20 protein-coding genes are annotated in these 19,160 nt (G+C 71.1%); 6 read left to right on the plus strand and 14 right to left on the minus strand.

Annotated features, from left to right (window positions below):
- Window positions 1-315 precede the first annotated feature (315 nt).
- Both ASG40_RS20940 and ASG40_RS02190 read left to right on the plus strand, forming a co-directional pair.
- Window positions 316-555 (plus strand): hypothetical protein, encoded by a 240-nt coding sequence (locus tag ASG40_RS20940; RefSeq protein WP_156387508.1) that lies wholly within the window; start codon window positions 316-318, stop codon window positions 553-555.
- Between the two features lie 152 nt (window positions 556-707).
- Window positions 708-1,481, plus strand: coding sequence for a hypothetical protein (locus ASG40_RS02190; RefSeq protein ID WP_156387544.1), 774 nt, complete (start codon window positions 708-710; stop codon window positions 1,479-1,481).
- 220 nt (window positions 1,482-1,701) lie between these two features.
- On the opposite strand, the gene secB is transcribed toward ASG40_RS02190, so the two are convergent.
- Both secB and ASG40_RS02200 read right to left on the minus strand, forming a co-directional pair.
- Window positions 1,702-2,214: a protein-export chaperone SecB gene (gene secB / locus ASG40_RS02195; protein WP_055879758.1), complete on the minus strand. Its 513-nt coding sequence runs from the start codon at window positions 2,212-2,214 to the stop codon at window positions 1,702-1,704.
- A gap of 288 nt (window positions 2,215-2,502) precedes the next feature.
- Window positions 2,503-3,438 carry a ring-cleaving dioxygenase gene (locus tag ASG40_RS02200; RefSeq protein WP_055879761.1) on the minus strand — a complete coding sequence of 312 codons (936 nt, stop codon included), beginning with the start codon at window positions 3,436-3,438 and terminating at the stop codon, window positions 2,503-2,505.
- Between the two features lie 290 nt (window positions 3,439-3,728).
- Between ASG40_RS02200 and ASG40_RS02205 the strand changes: the two genes are divergently transcribed.
- A complete protein-coding gene (locus tag ASG40_RS02205; protein ID WP_055879764.1) occupies window positions 3,729-4,352 on the plus strand; it encodes an FMN-dependent NADH-azoreductase in 624 nt (207 codons plus the stop codon).
- Window positions 4,353-4,466: 114 nt separating this feature from the next.
- Here the strand turns inward: ASG40_RS02205 and ASG40_RS02210 are convergent, their stop codons facing one another.
- From ASG40_RS02210 to ileS, 8 genes are all read right to left on the minus strand, one after another.
- Window positions 4,467-5,057, minus strand: a complete 591-nt coding sequence (locus tag ASG40_RS02210) for a HupE/UreJ family protein (protein ID WP_055879766.1) — start codon at window positions 5,055-5,057, stop codon at window positions 4,467-4,469.
- A 101-nt stretch (window positions 5,058-5,158) separates the two neighbouring features.
- Window positions 5,159-6,451: a M16 family metallopeptidase gene (locus ASG40_RS02215; protein ID WP_055879770.1), complete on the minus strand. Its 1,293-nt coding sequence runs from the start codon at window positions 6,449-6,451 to the stop codon at window positions 5,159-5,161.
- A gap of 75 nt (window positions 6,452-6,526) precedes the next feature.
- Window positions 6,527-7,903, minus strand: a complete 1,377-nt coding sequence (locus ASG40_RS02220) for a M16 family metallopeptidase (RefSeq protein WP_055879773.1) — start codon at window positions 7,901-7,903, stop codon at window positions 6,527-6,529.
- Window positions 7,904-8,032: 129 nt separating this feature from the next.
- Window positions 8,033-8,701: a hypothetical protein gene (locus tag ASG40_RS02225; RefSeq protein WP_055879777.1), complete on the minus strand. Its 669-nt coding sequence runs from the start codon at window positions 8,699-8,701 to the stop codon at window positions 8,033-8,035.
- 155 nt (window positions 8,702-8,856) lie between these two features.
- On the minus strand, window positions 8,857-9,348 hold the full coding sequence (gene lspA / locus ASG40_RS02230) for a signal peptidase II (RefSeq protein WP_055879780.1): 492 nt from the start codon (window positions 9,346-9,348) through the stop codon (window positions 8,857-8,859).
- An 81-nt stretch (window positions 9,349-9,429) separates the two neighbouring features.
- Window positions 9,430-9,723 carry a type II toxin-antitoxin system RelE/ParE family toxin gene (locus tag ASG40_RS02235; protein ID WP_055879783.1) on the minus strand — a complete coding sequence of 98 codons (294 nt, stop codon included), beginning with the start codon at window positions 9,721-9,723 and terminating at the stop codon, window positions 9,430-9,432.
- Entirely contained in the window at window positions 9,720-9,971 is a 252-nt protein-coding gene (locus ASG40_RS02240; protein ID WP_055879787.1) for a type II toxin-antitoxin system ParD family antitoxin, read from the minus strand. The genes ASG40_RS02235 and ASG40_RS02240 overlap by 4 nt, the downstream gene beginning before the upstream one ends.
- 188 nt (window positions 9,972-10,159) lie before the next feature.
- Window positions 10,160-13,120, minus strand: a complete 2,961-nt coding sequence (gene ileS, locus ASG40_RS02245) for an isoleucine--tRNA ligase (protein WP_055879791.1) — start codon at window positions 13,118-13,120, stop codon at window positions 10,160-10,162.
- A 318-nt stretch (window positions 13,121-13,438) separates the two neighbouring features.
- Here ileS and ASG40_RS02250 point away from each other — a divergent pair, with 318 nt between their 5' ends.
- Complete coding sequence (locus tag ASG40_RS02250) at window positions 13,439-13,708, plus strand: hypothetical protein (RefSeq protein WP_055879795.1); 270 nt, start codon at window positions 13,439-13,441, stop codon at window positions 13,706-13,708.
- Between the two features lie 21 nt (window positions 13,709-13,729).
- Here the strand turns inward: ASG40_RS02250 and ASG40_RS02255 are convergent, their stop codons facing one another.
- The 3 genes from ASG40_RS02255 to ASG40_RS02265 form a co-directional block, all read right to left on the minus strand.
- On the minus strand, window positions 13,730-14,635 hold the full coding sequence (locus ASG40_RS02255; protein ID WP_055879798.1) for a DMT family transporter: 906 nt from the start codon (window positions 14,633-14,635) through the stop codon (window positions 13,730-13,732).
- Between the two features lie 215 nt (window positions 14,636-14,850).
- On the minus strand, window positions 14,851-15,369 hold the full coding sequence (locus tag ASG40_RS02260; RefSeq protein WP_244472253.1) for a MarR family winged helix-turn-helix transcriptional regulator: 519 nt from the start codon (window positions 15,367-15,369) through the stop codon (window positions 14,851-14,853).
- Window positions 15,370-15,743: 374 nt separating this feature from the next.
- Complete coding sequence (locus tag ASG40_RS02265; protein WP_055879803.1) at window positions 15,744-16,748, minus strand: 2-hydroxyacid dehydrogenase; 1,005 nt, start codon at window positions 16,746-16,748, stop codon at window positions 15,744-15,746.
- Between the two features lie 247 nt (window positions 16,749-16,995).
- Between ASG40_RS02265 and ASG40_RS02270 the strand changes: the two genes are divergently transcribed.
- Window positions 16,996-17,556 (plus strand): SH3 domain-containing protein, encoded by a 561-nt coding sequence (locus ASG40_RS02270; protein ID WP_055879807.1) that lies wholly within the window; start codon window positions 16,996-16,998, stop codon window positions 17,554-17,556.
- 194 nt (window positions 17,557-17,750) lie between these two features.
- Here the strand turns inward: ASG40_RS02270 and irr are convergent, their stop codons facing one another.
- Window positions 17,751-18,263, minus strand: a complete 513-nt coding sequence (irr, locus tag ASG40_RS02275; protein ID WP_055879809.1) for a Fur family transcriptional regulator Irr — start codon at window positions 18,261-18,263, stop codon at window positions 17,751-17,753.
- Window positions 18,264-18,496: 233 nt separating this feature from the next.
- On the opposite strand from irr, the gene fabA reads away from it, so the two are divergent.
- Complete coding sequence (gene fabA / locus ASG40_RS02280) at window positions 18,497-19,069, plus strand: 3-hydroxyacyl-[acyl-carrier-protein] dehydratase FabA (protein WP_055879812.1); 573 nt, start codon at window positions 18,497-18,499, stop codon at window positions 19,067-19,069.
- Window positions 19,070-19,160: the final 91 nt, after the last annotated feature.

The raw sequence follows: 19,160 nt of genomic DNA on the forward strand, positions 1-19,160 counted from the left end.
GCGAACGGGGCTCAAGTGAAAGGGAGGAAACGCCCGCCATGGGCGACTAACTGAAATGCAATATACAAGCCAGACGGGCCGACGACGGCCGGAGTCCGCGGGCCGCGGGCGCCTCCTCCCTGTGACCGGGAGGGCGATATCCCCCGGCAATCCGCACGATCTCCCTCGGGCGGCGGCGCCCGAAACGATCCGTTAACCACCCCGTGATGATCTGGCCCCCGCCGCCGACGGTCGGAGGGTCCACCGCGACAACGTCCCTGCACCGGGGCGGCGCAGCGACACGGACGAGGTGAACGATTGACGGGATCGCCAGCGATGAATGCTGACCCTAGGCCAACCCAGGACAGTCCCGAGCGGCCATCGCCGCGCTTCGGGGCGATGATCCTGCCGTTTTCGGTGCGGCCGAGCCGGCGCCTCCGGCGCGAGGACGAGGACACCGCGCCGCGGGGCGACATCCTCCTGTTCACCGGGGTCCGCTACGAGCGGATGGCGCCGGACCTCGGCGCCGCGGACGAGACGCCCGCCGCCGACGGACGGCGACGCCAGCCGTCCTGACCCCGCGGACGGATCGGGTCCGCATCGACGTCCGGGCCGTCGACCCGCCGGACGACGCGTGAATCGCACTCGTGACTTCAAAAGCGGTGCCCGAGGGCGCCACGGGGATCGCCATGCCGCCCGCCCGCTCGCAAGGACGCCGCCGCCGGACGATGGCCGTGATCGTGGCCGTGGCGGCGCCGCCGGCCGTGCTCACGGCCTGTGTCCAGGAAGGCGACTTCGGCCGCCGTGCGCCCAGCGCCTGGAACGGCCTCGTGGACAGCACCGGGTCCCTGGCGGCCGAGATGCGCGGCGAAGCCGCCCCGTTCCCCTACACCGACGACGAGCGCACCCTGCGCGATCGGGCCTGGCGCTACCTGATGCCGGCGGCCGGACGCGATGCCTTCACCGACGTGCTCGCCAACCTGACCCGCAGCCGCGTGCTGCCGCCGAATTGGCGGGCGGACGACGACACGGCCTATCACGAGACGCTGGTGGCCGAATCGTTCCGCTCGCCGGTCTCGCGCTATCGCCGGCTCGGCGAGGATGCCAGCGCCGACGCGCGGCTGATGCCGGCCTTCGCGGCCACCGCCGCGCGGGTGCGGGACGCGGATTCGCTGCGCCTGCGCGGGCTCCCCTCGCTGCGCACGCTCAACGATACGGTGGTGCGCGACGCCGCCCTGCGGGTGGCCGAGAACCGCTGCCTCGTCGCCTGGGTGCGGCTGGAGACGGCGGCCCGGGTCGCGCGCTATCGCTACGCCCTGTCCCATCTCCTGGTGGAGATCCCCGACGCCGCCGAGGCGGTGTCGGCCGAACGCAGCATCGTCTTCCTCGACGGGCGCCGGTCCCTCCTCGACCCGCTGCTCGCCCGCGACGCCGAGGCGCGGTGCGGACTGCTGACCCCCGAGGGCGCGCCCATGGCGGGGCCGCTGGTGCGCAAGGGCTGATACGGTTTTCGCTCGAATCAAGCGGGACGCGTATCGGCGAGCCCGCGCGGCGCCTGAGCGAAGCCCATGTCCGCGCCACGACGTGATCGACCGGATATGGGATGACGCCACGATCCCCTGGATTTGTCGCGCACGAACGACGACGCCGGAGCGGGCGGCCGTTTCCCGTGAAACAGCTGCCCGCTCCGGCGTGGAGCCGACCTCGACGATGGGCCCGGGATCAGGACGCCAGCGGCGCGCCCTCGGTCTGGCCCTGCGCCTCGAAGGCCTTCTGGCGGTAGAGGCCGACGAAGTCGATCGGGTCGATGTAGAGCGGCGGGAAGCCGCCGTTGCGCACCGATTCGGCAATGATCTGGCGGGCGAAGGGGAAGAGGAGGCGCGGGCACTCGATCATCACGGCCGGGTGGAGCTGGTCCTGCGGGATGTTGCGCATGCGGAACACGCCGGCATAGGTCAGCTCGAACGCGAACAGCACTTCGCCGTTGATCTTGGCGTCGCCCTCGAGGGTCAGCTCGACCTCGAAATCGGCCTCGGCGATCTGCTTGGCGTTGACGTTGACCTGGATGTTGATCTGCGGCCCGCCGCCTTCCTGGGGCTGGAGCGACCGCGGGGCGTTCGGATTCTCGAAGGAGAGGTCCTTGGCGTATTGCGCCAGCGCGTTGATCGCCGGGGTGAGGTCATCGGCCTGCGCCGTGGCGCCACCGTTGCCGTTCGGTGCCGGAGTGTCGGCCATGGCGTGTCGTCCTCTTTCGGGAAGGGTCTGTTCTGGCACGGCCCGCGAAAAGCCGCCCGTCCGGACGGCCGAACCGGCGACCGTCGTGACATCCGTCTGTCGTGCGAGAGCGCGCTATCACGGCGGATCGGCCCGAACAAGCCGATGTGCCCGATCCCCCGATCACGCGCCCGTGGAGGGGCAAGGCCCGCACTCGTACCGCCCGCCTTCGCACCGCCCGTGATCGAGACGGCCCGGCGCTCGGCACGCGAAACGATGCCGCCCGCTCCGGGCCGGTGCGCCGCCACGCTACAGCGGCTTCAGTCCCGCCTCGATCTGCGCCCGGCGCGGCTCCAGGAACGGCGGAAGCGCGAGGCGTTCGCCCAGGGTGTCCAGGGGCTCGTCGGCGGTGAAGCCGGGACCGTCGGTGGCGATCTCGAACAGGACGCCGCCCGGCTCGCGGAAGTACAGGCTGCGGAAGTAATAGCGGTCGATCGGCCCGCTCGAGGGCATCCGCCGCTGCTGGAGGCGATCCGCCCAGGCCCCGTAATCGGCATCGGGGATGCGGAAGGCGACGTGGTGGACGCCGCCCGCCCCCTGCCGGGCCGGCGCCCGGCCGGGCTCGGACAGGAGATGGAGTTCGGCGGCGGGCCCGCCCTCGCCCATCGCGTAGACCGAGACCTCGCCCTCGGGCAGGTCGTAGGAGCGCTCCCGGCGCATCCCCAGCACCTCGACGAGCACCGCCCCGGTGCGGGCCACGTCGGCCAGGCTCAGGGTTACGGGGCCGAGACCGCGGATCTGGTGCTCGGCCGGCACGGGGCTCCGCGACCAGGGGTGGGCCTCGCCCGCACCGCCGTCGTCGACCAGGGCGAGGCGCTGGCCCTCCGGGTCCTCGAACGCGAGGGTGAGGCGCCCGTCGACCTCCCGCGGCGCGCCGACCGTGCCCCCGTTCCGGGAGAGGCGGTCATGCCACCAGGCGATGGCGCCGGGGCCGGCGACCCGCAGGCCGGTGCGCGCGATGCTGCCGGTGCCCCGCGTCTCCCGGGGTGCGGGCCAGTCGAAGAAGGTGACGTCGCTACCGGGCGAGGCGAGGCCGTCAGCGTAGAACAGGTGGTAGGCGGAGACGTCGTCCTGGTTCACCGTCTTCTTGACGAGCCTGAGGCCCAGCACCCGCGTGTAGAAGGCGTGGTTGGCGCTCGCCTGGGCGGTGATCGCGGTGAGGTGGTGGAGACCGGTGAGCTGCATGGGGGATGTCCGGCGGCGGGCAGGATCGCTGTCGGCTCAAATGGGGCCTCGGCGGGCCGTTGGCAAAGCGCCCCCTGCGCGGGGTTCGTGGCGCGTGATACGGGTTCCGCTTGAATCAAGCGGGACCCGTTTCACCGAGCCCGCGCGGCGCCTGAGCGAAGCCCATGTCCGCATCACGAAGTGATCAACCGGAAATGGCATCAAACGTCCGGAGGGGGCATCACCCGCCTGGCCGGCCACGTCCGTCGCCATAGGTTGAGTGGCGATCCTCACCTTCGGAGCCCTGACGGATGCCGCACCTGCTCTACGTCGAAACCTCGCCGCGCAAGGAACGCTCGGCCTCGATCGAGGTGGCGGGGGCCTTCCTCGACGCCTGGCGTGCCCGCCACCCGGACGGCAGCGTCGATACCCTCGACGTCTGGAACACCGATCTGCCCGCGTTCGACGGCGACGCGCTCGACGGCAAATACCCGGCCCTCGCCGGCGAGCCCTCGAGTCCGGCGCAGGACGAGGCATGGCGCACGATCCGCGTGCTCGCCGACCGGTTTCGCGCGGCGGACCTGATCCTGTTCGGCGTGCCGATGTGGAACTACGGCATCCCCTACAGGCTCAAGCACCTGTTCGACCTGGTGTCGCAGAAGGACCTGCTGTTCACCTTCGACGAGCGCGGCCAGAACGGGCTGCTCGACGCCAGGGCGGTGGTGGTCAATGCCCGCGGCGTCGCCATCGGCGCGGATTTCCCGGCCGCGATCTACGACCATCAGGCGACCTACATGGCGACGTGGCTTCGCATGGTCGGGATCACCGACGTCCACCAGATCCTGGTCGAACGGGGCCTGATGGGCGCCGATCTCGATGCGGCCGCCCGCGCCGAGGGACGGGCACAGGCCGCGTCGCTGGCGGCGACGATGTAGGGCGAGGGGCGGGACCGGGGATCGCCCCGCCACCGTCACGCGGGACCAGGAACGCCAGGGCCGGTTCGCGGTTTCACGTGAAAACGCAAGGCCGGCTCCACCCGGTCCGGCCCTTCAGAACGCCCCGGCCAGGAGACCGAGGCCGGCCACGGCAAGCCCGGCGCCCGCGTAGCGCAGGCGGTTCGCGCCGCCGGCGGCGAAGCCGAGACCCAGGCCCGTGGCATGAAGAAGGGCCGTGGCTGCGAGGAAGCCGAGCCCGTAGACGATACCGCCGGCGGCATCGGGCATCTCGGCGCCGTGGGCATGGCCGTGGCACAGCGCAAAGCCTCCCACGACCGCCATCGCCACCGCGACCGGCAGGGCGGGCCGCAGCATCAGAATCGCCCCCAGCACGGCCACCGAGACGGCGATGGCGATCTCCACCATGGGCATGACGAACCCGGCGGCGCCCATCGCTCCCCCGAGGGCCATCATCGCCAGGAAGGCCGCCGGCACCAACACGACGGCACGCCCCCCGATCCGCGCCGCCAGGAGGCCGACGCCGACCATGGCGAGGAGATGGTCGAGCCCCATCAGCGGATGGAGGAATCCCTGCGCCAGGCCGTGAGCCTCGCCCTGCCCGGTGTGCGCCAGGGCCGGGCCCGCGCCGAGGGCGAGGACGATGGCAAGGACGAGGACGGTCGGCAGGCGCGGGGCGAGGGTCATGCGGCGGTGGCTTCCAGGCTTAGGGGGGCCGGACTGGCGTGCAGGCAGCCCGGCCTCGATCTGTCACGTCCGCCGCCACAGGCAAGGACGCGGCCAGCCGATCAAAAGTCGGTCGGGCGGCCGGCGGCGACCACCAGCATCCGGCCGTCGGCCACGGTGCGGGCGGCGGCGCGGCGGATGTCGGCCTGGGTCACGTCGGCCACCAGGGTGTTGCGGCGGGCGATGTAGTCCATGCCGAGCCCCTCGAAGGCGATCTGCACGAGCTGGTGAGCGATCTTGGTGGAGGTGTCGAAGCCGAGCGCATAGGAGCCAGTGAGGTAGTCCTTGGCCTTCTGCAACTCCTCGTCGGACGGGCCTTCGGCGATGAGGCGGTTGAGTTCCTCGGAGATCACGGTCATCGCCTCGCCGACCCGCTCGTTCTTGGTGGCGGTGTAGCCCCAGGTGATGGCGCTGGCGCGATGGCTGACGAGCGAGGTGCCCACCGAATAGGCGAGCCCGCGCTTCTCGCGCACCTCCTGGAACAGGCGCGAGGTGAAGGAGCCGCCGCCGAAGATGTGGTTGAAGACGTAGGCCGGGATGAAGTCGGGGTCGCGCCAGGCGACGCCGCCCATGCCGAACCGGATCACCGACTGCGGCACGTCGAGGTCGACCACCACCCGGCGGCCGAGGTCCTGCACCACGGTCTGCGGCACGGCCTCCAGCGGCGCGGTCTCGTCGAGGACGCCGAAGGCGCGGTTGAGGGCATCGGCCAGGCGCGCGGCGTCGATGGCGCCGACGGCGGCCACCTTGATGCCACCGCGCCCGATCAGGCGGCGGTGCATCGCCACGAGGTCGTCACGGGTGATGGCGGCCACGCTCTCGGGCGTGCCCGAGGACGGACGCGAATAGGGATGGCCGGCAAAGCCCTCGCGGAAGAACCGGCGCGAGGCCATCACGCCCGGATCGTTCTGCTGGTAGCGCAGGCCGGCGAGCGTCTGCCCGCGCACCCGCTCGACGGCGTCGGGGTCGAAGCGGGGCTTGGCCAGGGCGAGCGCCAGGAGGTCGATGGCCTCGTCGGCATGCTTGACCAGCATCTTGAGCGAGCCGCCGATGGAATCGTGCCCGGCGTGGAAGCTGAGTTCGATCGCGCGCGCCGCCAGCCGCTCCTGGAAGGCGTCGGAGACGAGGTCGCCCGCCCCCTCGTCGAGGAGGCGGGCCAGCATCTGCGCCACGCCGGCCTTGCCCTCGGGGTCCTGCGCCGCACCGCCCTCGAAGGCGAACGAGAGGGCGATCAGCGGCACCACCGGCGATTCCACGTGCCAGGCCTCGATGCCCGAGGCGGCCGGCACCGGCAGGGCCAGGGTCTGGGACGCGGAACTGCGGGTGTCGGCCAGATCGACCTGGACTGCGTTCATGGGAGCCTCGTTGTTCGGGGGCGGTGGCGCGGCCTCGGCCGCTGCCGGAATGCGATGGTCGCTGATGCTGCGGCCTCAGGCGTCGGGATCGCGGGACTTGGTGAGATGGCCGGTGACCGAGCGGGCCGGGACGAGGTAGCGCTCGGCCGCGGCAGCCAGCCGCTCGCGGGTGACGCCCTCGATGTCGGAGGGCCAGCGGCGGACCTCCTCGATGGTCTCGCCGATGGCCAGCGCCGAGCCGTAGATGCGGGCGAGCGACGACTGGCTGTCGGAGGAATACACCGTCTCGGCCACGAGCCGGGTCTTGGCCCGCTCGATCGCCTCGGCGTCCAGGGCCTCGGCCGGCGCCCGGCGCAGGGTGCGGTCGACGGCGTCCTCGAGCTGCTCCAGGCTGACGCCCTCGGCGGGGATCGCGTAGACCGAGAACCGGGTGTCGTCGATGGCCGAGCCCATGTACCAGGCGCCGGCGTTCACCGCGATGCCCTGCTCCATGACGAGCTTGCGGTAGAGGTAGGAGGTCGAGCCGCCGCCCAGCACCTCGGCTAGCAGTTCCAGGGCATGGCACTCGCCGTCGCGGGCCGTGACGCAGGAGGGGGTGAGGTAGAGCCGCTGCAGCGTCGGCTGCTCGACCTTGGGATCGGCCACCGCGACGCGGCGCAGCGCCTTGGGCTCGGGCTCGCGGGCCCGCAGCCGCACCGGCCGGGCGCCCTGGGGGGTGACGCGGCCGTAGGTGGAATCGGCGAGCTTGCGCACGACGTCCGGCGTCACGTCGCCGGCCACCACCAGGATCGCGTTCTCGGGCGTGTAGAACCGCTTGTAGTAGTCGAGGGCGTGGGCGCGGTTCAGCTCCTCGATCTCGTGCATCCAGCCGATGATCGGGATGCCGTAGGGGTGGTGCACGAACAGCGAGGCGGCCATGGCCTCGGAGAGCTGGGCCGAGGGGTCGGTCTCGACCCGCATGCGACGCTCCTCCAGCACCACGTCGCGCTCGGGGCCGACCACGGCATCCTCCAGCACCAGGCCGGTCATGCGGTCGGCCTCGAACTCCATCATGGTGCCGAGGTGGTCGCGGGCGACCCGCTGGAAATAGGCGGTGTAGTCGTAACTGGTGAAGGCGTTCTCCTGGCCGCCCAGGCCCGAGACGGCCTTCGAGAAGGCGCCGACGGGATGGCGCTCGGTGCCCTTGAACATCAGGTGCTCGAGAAAGTGGGCGATGCCCGACTGTCCGAGCGGATCGTCGGCCGACCCGTTGCGGTACCAGATCATGTGGGTGACGACGGGGGCGCGGTGATCGGGCACCACCACGACGTCGAGCCCGTTGTCCAGGGTGAAGGACGACACCTCCGGCCCGCCGGCTTCGGAGCGGCCGAACGGTGCCGCCTCGACCCGTCCCGCGATGGGATGCGCGGCGGTCGACAGCAGGGCCGACGTATCCTTCCTGAACAGATGCATGGATGATCCTTCGGATGTCGGCGCGTGACGGGCCGACATCGTGGCCGACACCCCTCGGCACCACCCGGAGGGCGCCTCGTCGGGGCAAATTTCGTACCGGCGCCCGGTGGCCGCCGGCCGAAGCGGATGTCAGTAGCGGCTCTGGCCGCGCACGTAGAGGCCCGGGTCCGCTTCCTCGCGTTCGCGGCTCGGGTTGTTGATGGGATCGCCATTGGTCCTGGCGACCTTGGTGGGCGCGCGGCGGTAGTCGGTGGGCGGCTGGGTGAGGACCTCGCGGGTCGGCGCGGCCTCCACCGGCTCGGTCTTCTCACCCCCGGTGAGGCCGAAGGGATTGCTCCAGAACGAATCGCCGCGGCTGCCGTCCTCGGGCTTGCGCTGGCCCTCGGTGGGGATCTGCGCCCCGGCGCGGCGGCCGGCCTGCATCTCGTCGATGGACAGGGTCATGTTGTTGTCGTCCATGCGCCCCTGGGCGCCACGGACGATCGGCTTGCGCGCCTCGACGACGGCCCGCTCGCGCCGGGCCACCTCCGGGTCCTTGGGCCATTGCGGCGTGGCCTCCAAGGCCCGCGGCTGCGGCAGCGACCGGGTGTCGATGGCCTTGGCGCCGAGCTTGGGCGGCATCACCAGCGGCGCGCGCTCGCGGTAGGTGATCGGCGGACGCTCCGCCTCGACGAGGCCGAGGTTGCTGAGGGCGTCGCGCAGGAACTCGCCCTGCTCGGCCCTGGCGGCCCCCGTCAGAACCGAGGCCGCGAAGGCGGCGACGCCCAATGGGACGAGGACCTTGCGATAGCCGACCATGTCACCCCCACTCCGTTGCCAAAGCCCGGTCGCGTTCTTGCGCATTCCCGGTCCGGCATGCCTCGTGCCTGATCCGGGTTTCGGGCGAAGGTATGGCGCCTTGACCGCACCGCACCAGCCCGGTGCGGACATGCCGCGCCGGTGTGGCCTGCGTGTCACAGCGACCGGGGTTCTCGCGCCGCGGGGGCCGGGCGCACGCTGTCGATGACGAGGCCGGCGACGCCGGCGACGATCGCGGCATCGGCGACGTTGAACACGTACCAGGACCAGTCGCCTACGTGCAGGTGGACGAAGTCGAACACCGCCCCGTAGGCGGCCCGGTCGATGGCGTTGCCGATCGCCCCGCCCGCCACGAGGCCGAGCGACAGGGCGAGGAGGCGGCTGCCGGCCCGGCGCATCCACACCACCAGGGCCACCGTCGCCACGACCGAGATCGCCACGAGGATCCAGCGGCCGAGCGCGCCCTCCTGCTGGAACAGGCCGTAGGACACGCCCCGGTTCCAGACCACGACGAGGTCGGCATAGGGCCCCAGCCGCCAGGGCTGGGTGAGCACGAGGTCGGTGCCGAAGTAGAGCCCGAGCTTGGTCGCCTGGTCGAGGGCCAAGGTGACGAGGAGGGCGACGAGTCCGATGCGGAAGGGGGTCATGGGTGCTCGTCTAAGCAGACCTGCGCCCCCGGGCCAACGGCTGTGTCCCACGCTCACGACGGAAAGTCGCGCCGCGCGGGTTCACGATAGCCACCGCTCCCAATCCTGCCGCCCATGCAACACGCGCACGATCAGGATGCCGGTATCCCGGACGGCATAGACAATGACATGGACGCCGTGGGGATGGATGCGGACCGGCGGAGTGATCTCCTGGCGTTCATGGGCGAGGTGCGGGTTCCGCGCCAGCACGTCGAAGGCGTCGAACAGGCCGGCCTGATAGCGTTCGGCCTGCTCGATGCCGAAGGCCCGTTCGCCGTGGCCGTAGATGTGGGCGATGTCGAGGTCCGCGCGGTTCGTCGTCCGCCAGATCGTCACGGCTGACGCGAGGCGGCGGCCATATCCCGGGACAATCGGGCGATATCGTCCCGCGACCGGCCACTTTCGCCGCTCTCTAGGCCTTCGCTCACCAAGGTCTGCAGGTCGGCGATCCTGTCGGCGCGTTCCTGGTCTCGGCGGATCAGGTCGCGGACATAGTCGCTCGCAGTGCTGTAGCGGCCCGTGCGGGCGCGGGCTTCCACCCAATCCTTCATCGGGTCCGGCAGGGATACGTTCATCGTCGCCATCGGCAGACCTCCACCAGAACGCTTCCGGCCCTTAGCAAAGATTGTCAACCCACCCGCAACCGATACCCTGAACGGAGCAAACAGTACCGCCTGCCAAGCCGGCTAACTGAGCCGGTCCCGCGCCCTTGCCTCATCCGGCCCCGGGTGGCGCTTCGGGCGTTCCGGGACGAGATGACCCGGACGACGGGTCACGCCGCCCCTGCCCGTGCCGCATCCCATTCCCGCAGCGCCAGCGCGTCGCGGGGGGTGACGTCGGGATACTCCGGGTCGGTGCCGACCTCGGGGCTGACCCGCCAGGAGCGGGCGCATTTCGTCCCTTCGGCGAGGGCCGGGACCACGGCGACGCCGCGCACGTCGTCGAGGCGGAAGGCCTCGGCGGGGCCCTCGCCGGGTTCGATGCGGAGGCCGGAGGTGATGCAGACCTCGGCGGCGTCGATCCCGTCGAGGGCGGCGAGGAGGTCGGGGTCGGCGACGTACACGGTGGGTGCCGCCTCCAGGCTGGCGCCGATGCGTTTTCCCGCCCGCTCGATCTCCAGCGCCCCGGTGACGACCCGGCGCACCTTTCGCACCTTCTGCCAGCGCGCCGCGAGGGCGTCGTCACGCCAGGAGGCGGGTGTCTCCGGCAGCACCTGCAGATGCACGGACCCGTCGTCGGAGGGATAACGGTCGAGCCAGGCCTCCTCGGCCGTGAACGCCAGCACCGGGGCCAGCCAGATCACCACCCGGCGGAACGTCTCGTCGATCACCTGGAGCGAGGCGAGGCGCGTGCGCGACGAGATCGGGTCGCAATAGAGCGCGTCCTTGCGCACGTCGAAATAGAAGGCCGAGAGGTCGCCGGTCATGAAGCCGTTCAGAAGCGCCACCACCCGCTTGGTGTCGAAGGCGGCGTAGGCCTCGCGGATCTCGCCGTCGAGCTCGCACAGGCGGTGCAGGATCAGCCGCTCCAGGTCGGGCAGGTCGGCGTGGGCGATTGTCTGGCCCGGCTCGAAATGGGCGAGCGAGCCCAGCATCCAGCGCAAGGAGTTGCGTAGCTTGCGATAGGTCTCGGCGAAGGTCTTCATGATCTCCGGCCCGATCCGGAGGTCGTCGGTGTAGTCGGAGGCCGCCACCCACAGGCGCAGGATGTCGGCGCCGGCATCCTTGATGATGCTCTGGGGCGCCACGACGTTGCCCTTCGACTTCGACATCTTGAAGCCCTTGGGGTCGAGGACGAACCCGTGGGTGAGGACGATGTCGTAGGGCGCGCGCCCCCTGGTACCGGCGGATTCCAGCAGCGAGGACTGGAACCAGCCGCGGTGCTGGTCGGACCCTTCGAGGTACATCACCGTGTCGGCGCCGCCGTCGCGCTTGCGCACCACGCCGGCGAGGCCGGGGAACTGGGCGGGATCGTCGAGCACGAAGGCATGGGTCGAGCCGGAGTCGAACCAGACGTCGAGGACGTCGGTGACCTTCTCGTAGTCCGCCGGGTCGTGGTCGGGTGCCAGGAAGCGGGCGCCGTCGGCATCGGTGAACCAGGCGTCGGCGCCCTCGGCCGCGAAGGCGTCGGCGATGCGAGCGTTCACCGCTTCGTCGCGCAGCACCTCGCCGGTAGCCCGATTCACGAAGACGGTGATCGGCACGCCCCAGGCGCGCTGGCGCGAGACCACCCAGTCGGGGCGGTTGGCGACCATGCCGGTGATGCGGTTCTTGCCCTGCGGCGGCACCCAGCGGGTATCCTCGATGCCCTTGAGGGCGACGTCGCGCAGCGTCCGGCCGTCGAGGGAATCCACCGGCCTGTCGAGCGCGATGAACCACTGCGGCGTGTTGCGGAAGATGACCGGCTTCTTCGAGCGCCAGGAGTGGGGATAGCTGTGCTTGAGCCGGCCCGAGGCGACGAGGGTGCCGGCCTCCCTGAGCGCCGCGATCACCGCTTTGTTGGCGTCACCCTTCTCGCCCTTGGGGGTGAGGACGAGTTTTCCCGTGAAACCGGGCGCCTCTTCGGTCAGCGCCCCGTCGGCGTCGACGGTGTAGGGGATGCGGGTCTCGATGCCGCGCGCCGCGAGCGCGCGACCGTTGGCGGTCCAGACCTCGAAGTCCTCGCGGCCGTGGCCCGGCGCGGTGTGGACGAAGCCGGTGCCGGCCTCGTCGGTGACGTGGTCGCCTTCGAGGAGGGGGACGTCGAAGTCGTAGCCGGGGATCGTTCCGGCCAAGGGATGTGACAGCGTAAGACCCGCCAGTTCCGAGGCTAGAACGTCCCGAATACGCTCGAACGCCTCGACGCGGGCGGCCTCGAAGACGCCGGCCGCCAAGCTGTCGGCCAGAAGGTAGGTGTCGCCGACCTTGGCCCAATTGTCCTCGGCCGCCGCCGTCACCCGATAGAGGCCGTAGGCGACCTTCTTCGAGTAGGCGACGGCGCGGTTGCCCGGCATGGTCCAGGGGGTCGTGGTCCAAATGACGACGCGGGCAGCCGCTAGGTCGTCGGTGCCCCCCTCACGGATCGGAAACGCCGCGAAGATCGTATCGCTGACGTGGTCCTCGTACTCGACCTCGGCTTCCGCCAGCGCGGTCTTCTCCACCACCGACCACATCACCGGCTTCGAGCCGCGGTAGAGCTGCCCCGTCGTCGCGAAGGTCATGAGTTCGCGCGCGATGGTGGCCTCGGCGGGATACGTCATGGTGGCGTAGGGGTGGTCCCAGTCGCCGGTGACGCCCAGGCGCTTGAACTCCTCGCGTTGCACGTCGAGCCACTGGCCGGCGAAGGCCCGGCATTCCTGGCGGAACTCGAGGACCGGCACGTCGTCCTTGTTACGGCCCTTGGCGCGGTACTGCTCCTCGATCTTCCACTCGATCGGCAGACCGTGGCAGTCCCAGCCGGGCACGTAGTTCGCGTCGAACCCGAGCGCGCCCTGAGAGCGGACGATGACGTCCTTGAGGATCTTGTTGAGCGCAGTGCCGATGTGGATGTTGCCGTTGGCGTAGGGCGGCCCATCGTGGAGCACGAACTTCGGGCGGCCGGCGGCGGTCTGGCGGATGCAGCCGTAGAGGCCTGTCTCGGCCCATCGCGCCAGCAGCAGGGGCTCGCGCACCGGCAGCCCGGCCCGCATCGGGAACTCGGTACGCGGCAGGAACAGGGTCTGCGAGTAGTCGCGGGGGGGGCTCGGCTCGGTCATGATCTTCGTCTGGCGCAGTCTGAAGGGCGGCGCGGCATCGGGCCGTCGTCCGCGAAAAAAAGGGCGCGTCACGCTCTCCCGGCATCCGGCGGGCCGCTCGCGCGGGCCCTCAGGCGGGGGCCGGGCTCGTAATTCGGTGAGGGCGGTCAATACCGCACGGATCGCCGGGAGCGCACATCCCTTGTCCTCTAACAGCGGCGGGGACGCGAGGCCAGCACCGGCCGCGCGTGGGACCTTTTGATAGCTCGACCGTTGATTCCTCGCTCCGTCCCGGCGCTCCGGCGCCGGCGCGGACGACCAACAAGCAGAGGATACGCCATGAAATACGCCTTGCTCGGCCTCGGCCTCGCTCTCGCCACCGTCACCTTCGCGGAGTCGGTCCAGGCCCAGGGCCTGCCCGGGGGCGTCCGTCGCGGGGCCGCCGAAGGCGACCGGGTCGCAGGCCCCATCGGCGGCATCGTCGGGGGCGCGGTCGGCGGAGCCGTCGGCACCGTCAACGGGGCGCTCGGCATCGATCCGGGCCGTCGCGCCTACCGCACGCGGATGAAGTCGCGCCAGCATCACCACGATCGCCGCCGCCACCGCTGAGCGGCCGCACGCGCCGGTCGGTCACGCCGGCCGGCGCGTGCGCTCCTGGCTCAGGAGGTAGAGGCCCGAGGCCACCACGATGGCGCCGCCGATCAGCGTCCAGCGGTGGGGCACGTCGCCGAACAGGAGGTAGCCGAGCAGGACCGACCACAGCAGCTGCGTGTAGAGGAACGGGGCCAGCACGTTGGCCGGGGCGCGGGCGTGGGCCAGCACCAGGAGCCAGTGCCCGAGGGTGCCGAACAGCCCGACCCCGACGAGCAGCAGCCACAGACCGGGCGAGGCCGGATCGCTCCAGATCCAGGGCAGCAGCGGCGCCATCACCGCGAGGCCCGCCAACCCCGAATAGAACATCGTCGTGGCGGTGGAATCGATGGCCGCGAGCTTGCGCGTGGCGATGAGATAGAACGCGTAGCAGAGCATGTTGCCGAGGCTGAGCAGCACCGCCGGCTGGAACGCACCCACGCCCGGCCGCACGATCACCAGTACGCCCACGAAGCCAACCGCGATAGCTGCCAGCCGGCGCGGCGACGACCATTCCCCCAGGAGCGGCCCCGCCAGGAGCGCGACGGCGAGCGGCGCGGCGAACTGGATCGACAGGGTCTCCGCCAGTTGCAGATGGCGCAGGGCGAAGAAGTTGAGGGCGGTGGAACCGAACAGCAGCAGCGAGCGCACCACCTGCAGCCACAGCCGCCGGGTCCGCACCACGCCCGGCGTGGTCACGGGATTGATGAAGGCCGAGACCATCACGACGCTGACGCCGTAGCGCATGAAGGTGGTGAACAGCGGATCGACGCCGGCCAGCGCCAGGGTCTTGGCCGAGGCGTCGAGGCAGGCGAAGAACGCCACCGTCCCGCACATCAGCACGATGCCGGCGAGCCTGCGACGGCGGACCTCGCCGGGCCCGGGGTGTTCGGCGACTCCTGGCATGGCGATGCGCTGTCCTCCCGGCTCGAACCCGACCGGGCAGGTCTACGCCGAGCCGGGACCGGCAACCACCCGCGACGGTGGCAGGGCGGCGTCGCGGCGGGGGTCTGAGTCGCTTGTCTGCCGGATCGATTCGGCGTGGCGCGTCCCCTCCCCTCTACGGATAGGGGTTGGGTGGGTGACCCTGCGTCGCGGCAAAAAGCCCGCTGTCCGCCCCCTCAGGCCGAGGGGCCATCGTCCTCGTCGAGGTCGCCTTCGAGTTCGGCCTCGTGGCCCTCGACGCCCGTCACCTCGGCGAGATTGCCGGCGGCACGGCGCAGGAGCTTGCGCAGGCGGCGGCGTTCCTTGCCCTCGAAGCCGTCGAGGAGTTCGGCCTCCACGTCGTCCCAGATCCGCTCGATCGCCTCGGCCTTGGCGAGACCCGCCTCGGTGAGGCGCACCCGGACGACGCGGCCGTCGCCGGCCTCGGCCCGGCGCTCGACGAAGCCCAGCGCCGCCAGCCGCGAGATCGTCTTGGAGGCGGTGGGCGGGCGCACCCGCAGGGTCGCGGCGAGGTCGCCCATGGTCATGGTCCCGGCCATCGCCAGGGCCTGCACCACCTGCTCTTGACCCGCGAACAAGTCGAGGGCGGCGAGCCTGTCGCCGATGCGGGACCGGTGCAGCCGCGCCGCCTGCACGAGGGCCCAGCCGACGCTCTTCGAACCGGGAGGGCGCAGGCGCTTGCCCGGCCGGATCATCGGCGCCACCTCGGTCTCGACCGTTCCGGCCGCCGGCCTCTCCTCCGCCGTCGACATCCCGCGTCTCCCATCGGGACCAAGCCTCCGCCGCGGCGTGGGGCACGGCCGAGATGGCCGGGTGGGTCCGTCAGGTCCCGCATGTGCCGCCGGCCCGTGAAGGTGAGATGACACGGGGGCGACGCGGACGCCGCCATCCCGCCCCGAATCGCGCCGGCGCGCTGAAAAGCGACCGTGCGTGGCGCCGGCTCACCATCCGGAGCGGACGCCGGGCCGAAGGCGACCGGCCCGCGAGGTCCGACGCATGACGGCACGGTGGTCATGGCGTGCCCTCCCCTGCCACCGGCCCGTCGTTGTCCGGAATCGCCGGCACCGGCTCACAGCATGCCGGGCAGGATGCGGTCCGGCGGACGGTGGCCGTCCATGAAGGTCTTGATGTTGATGATGACCTTCTCGCCCATGTCGGAGCGGCCCTCGTGGGTGGCCGAGCCCATGTGCGGCAGGAGCACCACCTTGCCCGAGCGGGCGAGCTTGACGAGGCGCGGGCTCACCGCCGGCTCCTGCTCGAACACGTCGAGGCCCGCCGCCGAGACGTCGCCGGATTCGATGAGGCGCGCCAGCGCGTTCTCGTCGATGATCTCGCCGCGGGCGGTGTTGACGACGATGGCCTCGGGCTTGAGCAGCTTGAGGCGGCGGGCCGAGAGCAGGTGGTAGGTGGCCGGCGTGTGCGGGCAGTTCACCGAGACGATGTCGACCCGCGCCAGCATCTGGTCGAGGGATTCCCAATAGGTCGCCTCGAGGTCGCGCTCGATCGCGGCGGGCACCCGGCGACGGTTGTGGTAATGGATCGAGAGGCCGAACGCCTTGGCGCGGCGGGCCAGCGCCTGGCCGATCCGGCCCATGCCGACGATCCCCAGGCGTTTACCCGTGATGCGGCGGCCGAGCATCCAGGTCGGCGACCAGCCGGCGTCCCAGGCGTCGTCGGGGATGATGCGCGCCCCCTCCGTCACCCGGCGCGCCACCGCCAGGATCAGCGCCATGGTCATGTCGGCGGTGTCCTCCGTCAGCACCCCGGGGGTGTTGGTGACGGTGATGCCGCGCTCCAGCGCCACGGCCACGTCGATGTGGTCGACGCCGTTGCCGAAGTTGGCGATAAGCCGCAGGTTCGGGCCGGCCTGGGCCAGGAGCGCGGTGTCGATCTCGTCGGTGACGGTGGGCACGAGCACGTCGGCCTCGCGCATGGCGGCGACGAGGGCGTCCTGGTCCAGCGGCGTATCGTCGGGGTTGAAGCGGCAGTCGAACAGCTCGCGCATACGCGCTTCAACGGCTTCCGGCAGTCGCCGCGTGACCACCACGAGCGGCTTGCGCTTCAACGACGGCATGCTTCCTCCCCGCGGACCCGGCCCACCGGCGCCCCGGCCTGTCCGGGCGCGGATGACGGGGCCCCTTACGTTCTGTTAACCACGCGACCGGCAGAAGATCACCACGGACGTCGCGCATCCTCGCGCACAAACCGAGGCCGTCGCGGGCCGCCCTCTCTACCAGAGAGGGGCTCGAACACAATGCGCGGGGCGGTCCCGTGTCCGGCGTCGGCCGGAGACCGCGGGACCACGGCACAGGAGACGAACGATGCGCGCCCTCGCTGTTGTTGTCGCCGCCCTCCTCGGCGCCGCGGCCGCCTCCGGCCCGGAGGGCGCCGCCGCGCAGGGGCAGCCGGACGTGGCCCTCGGGCCGGTGACCAAGCTGCCGCTGCCGCGCTACGCCAGCCTCAAGACCGACCGCGTCAACCTGCGCGAAGGCCCCTCCAAGGACCACCGCACCCTGTGGGTGTTCCAGCGGGCCGGGCTGCCCATCGAGATCGTGGCCGAGTTCGAGACCTGGCGGCGCATCCGCGATTCCGAGGGCACCGAGGGCTGGGTGCTGCACTCGCTGCTCTCGGGCCGGCGGACCTCCATCGTCACCGCCGGCCGCAGCGGCGACAAGGCCGCGGCGATCCCGCTGTTCGCCAAGGCCGACGAAACCTCCGGCGAGGAGGCCCGGCTCCAGGCCGGCGTCATCGGCAGCGTCAAATCCTGCACCGGCAGCTGGTGCCGCGTGATCGTCGCCCTCCCCCAGAAGGGCGGCGACGTCTCCGGCTACATCCGCCAGGACCGGCTGTGGGGCGTGTACCCGAACGAACGGGTGGAGTGATACGGTTTCCGCTTGGATCAAGCGGGAGCCGTATCACCGAGCCCGCGCGGCGCCTGAGCGAAGCCCATGTCCGCATCACGAAGTGATCGACCGGAAATGGGATGAGGCCGGCCGCTGATCGCCCGCCTGTCCCGCTCACGAAAAAGGCCCGGCGAAACCGGGCCCTTGTTCGTGTCTTACCGGAACGAGGTCGCTCAGGCCCGGCGGGCGGCGACCCGGCGGCGCAGGCGCACGATCACCTCGACACCGGCGATCTCCATGCCCTCGGGGGCCTCGGGCAGGGAATCGACGGTGATGCCGCAATCGGGCATGTCGAGGACCTGACCCTCCTCCTCGAGGAAGAAGTGGTGGTGCTCGCTCGGGTTGGTGTCGAAATAGGCCTTCGAGCCGTCGAGCGCGAGCTGGCGCAGCAGGCCGGCCTCGGTGAACTGGTGGAGGGTGTTGTAGACCGTGGCCAGCGACACCGGCACCTTGGCGCGCATCGCCTCGTCGTAGAGCATTTCCGCCGTCAGGTGGCGGTCGCCACGCCCGAACAGCAGCCAACCCAGGGAGAGGCGCTGGCGCGTCGGGCGCAGTCCGGCCCGGCGCAACCGGTCGCGCAGGTCCGACAGCGGGCAGCCGCGCCGACCGAGCGCACCGGCCGCCTCACCGGCGGGACCGGTGCCCCGCGCGTTCAGCGCGGCCTGGAGTGACGTCAGATTCGACATGACGGTTACGGAACGCTCGCGGAATGCATCGGAACTCTGATGGGAGGGTTATATGAGAGGCACCGCCGACCCGCAACCCGAAGCCGCCGCCGCGTCGCCGCCGGCCCGCTTTGAAGGCGCCGGGGGCCTGTGCTAACGAGGCCGCGCTGTCGCAGGGGACGGCATGGACGCGGGGCGGCCCGGACCACGGGCCCGTCGCGTCAGCATCACGAGCCGAGGACCGATCCGCTTTCATGTCTTCCGATCACGATCAGACTCCTCCTCGGACTCCTCCCGAGACCCCGACCACGGCCGTATCGGCGCGGGCGTCCAGCTACAGCCACGAGGAGTTGCTGGCCTGCGGGCGCGGCGAGCTGTTCGGCGCGGGCAATGCCCAGCTGCCGCTGCCGCCGATGCTGATGTTCGACCGCATCGTCTCGATCGGGTCCGAGGGCGGCGCCCACGGCAAGGGTCATGTCCTGGCCGAGTTCGACGTCAGGCCCGACCTCTGGTTCTTCGGTTGCCACTTCAAGAACGACCCGGTGATGCCCGGCTGCCTCGGCCTCGACGCCCTGTGGCAGCTCGTGGGATTCCACCTCGGCTGGCTCGGCGCCCCCGGACGCGGCCGGGCACTCGGCGTCGGCGAGGTGAAGTTCACCGACCAGGTCCTGCCGAGCGTGAAACAGGTGGTCTACGGCATCGACATCAAGCGCGTGCGCCAGGGCAAGCTCGTGCTCGGCATCGCCGACGGTTGGCTCGAGGCCGACGGGCGGCGCATCTACGAGGCCAAGGACCTGCGCGTGGCCCTGTTCCAGGCGCAGGCCTGAGGCGACCTCGACGAGCCCCGATCAACGGGGCCGGTTGAGATCGGGCCCGGCCCGCCTTACCTGACTGTCTCTCGATTGATCGTCCATGGGG

This window comes from Methylobacterium sp. Leaf399, from assembly GCF_001424525.1.
Lineage (GTDB): Bacteria > Pseudomonadota > Alphaproteobacteria > Rhizobiales > Beijerinckiaceae > Methylobacterium.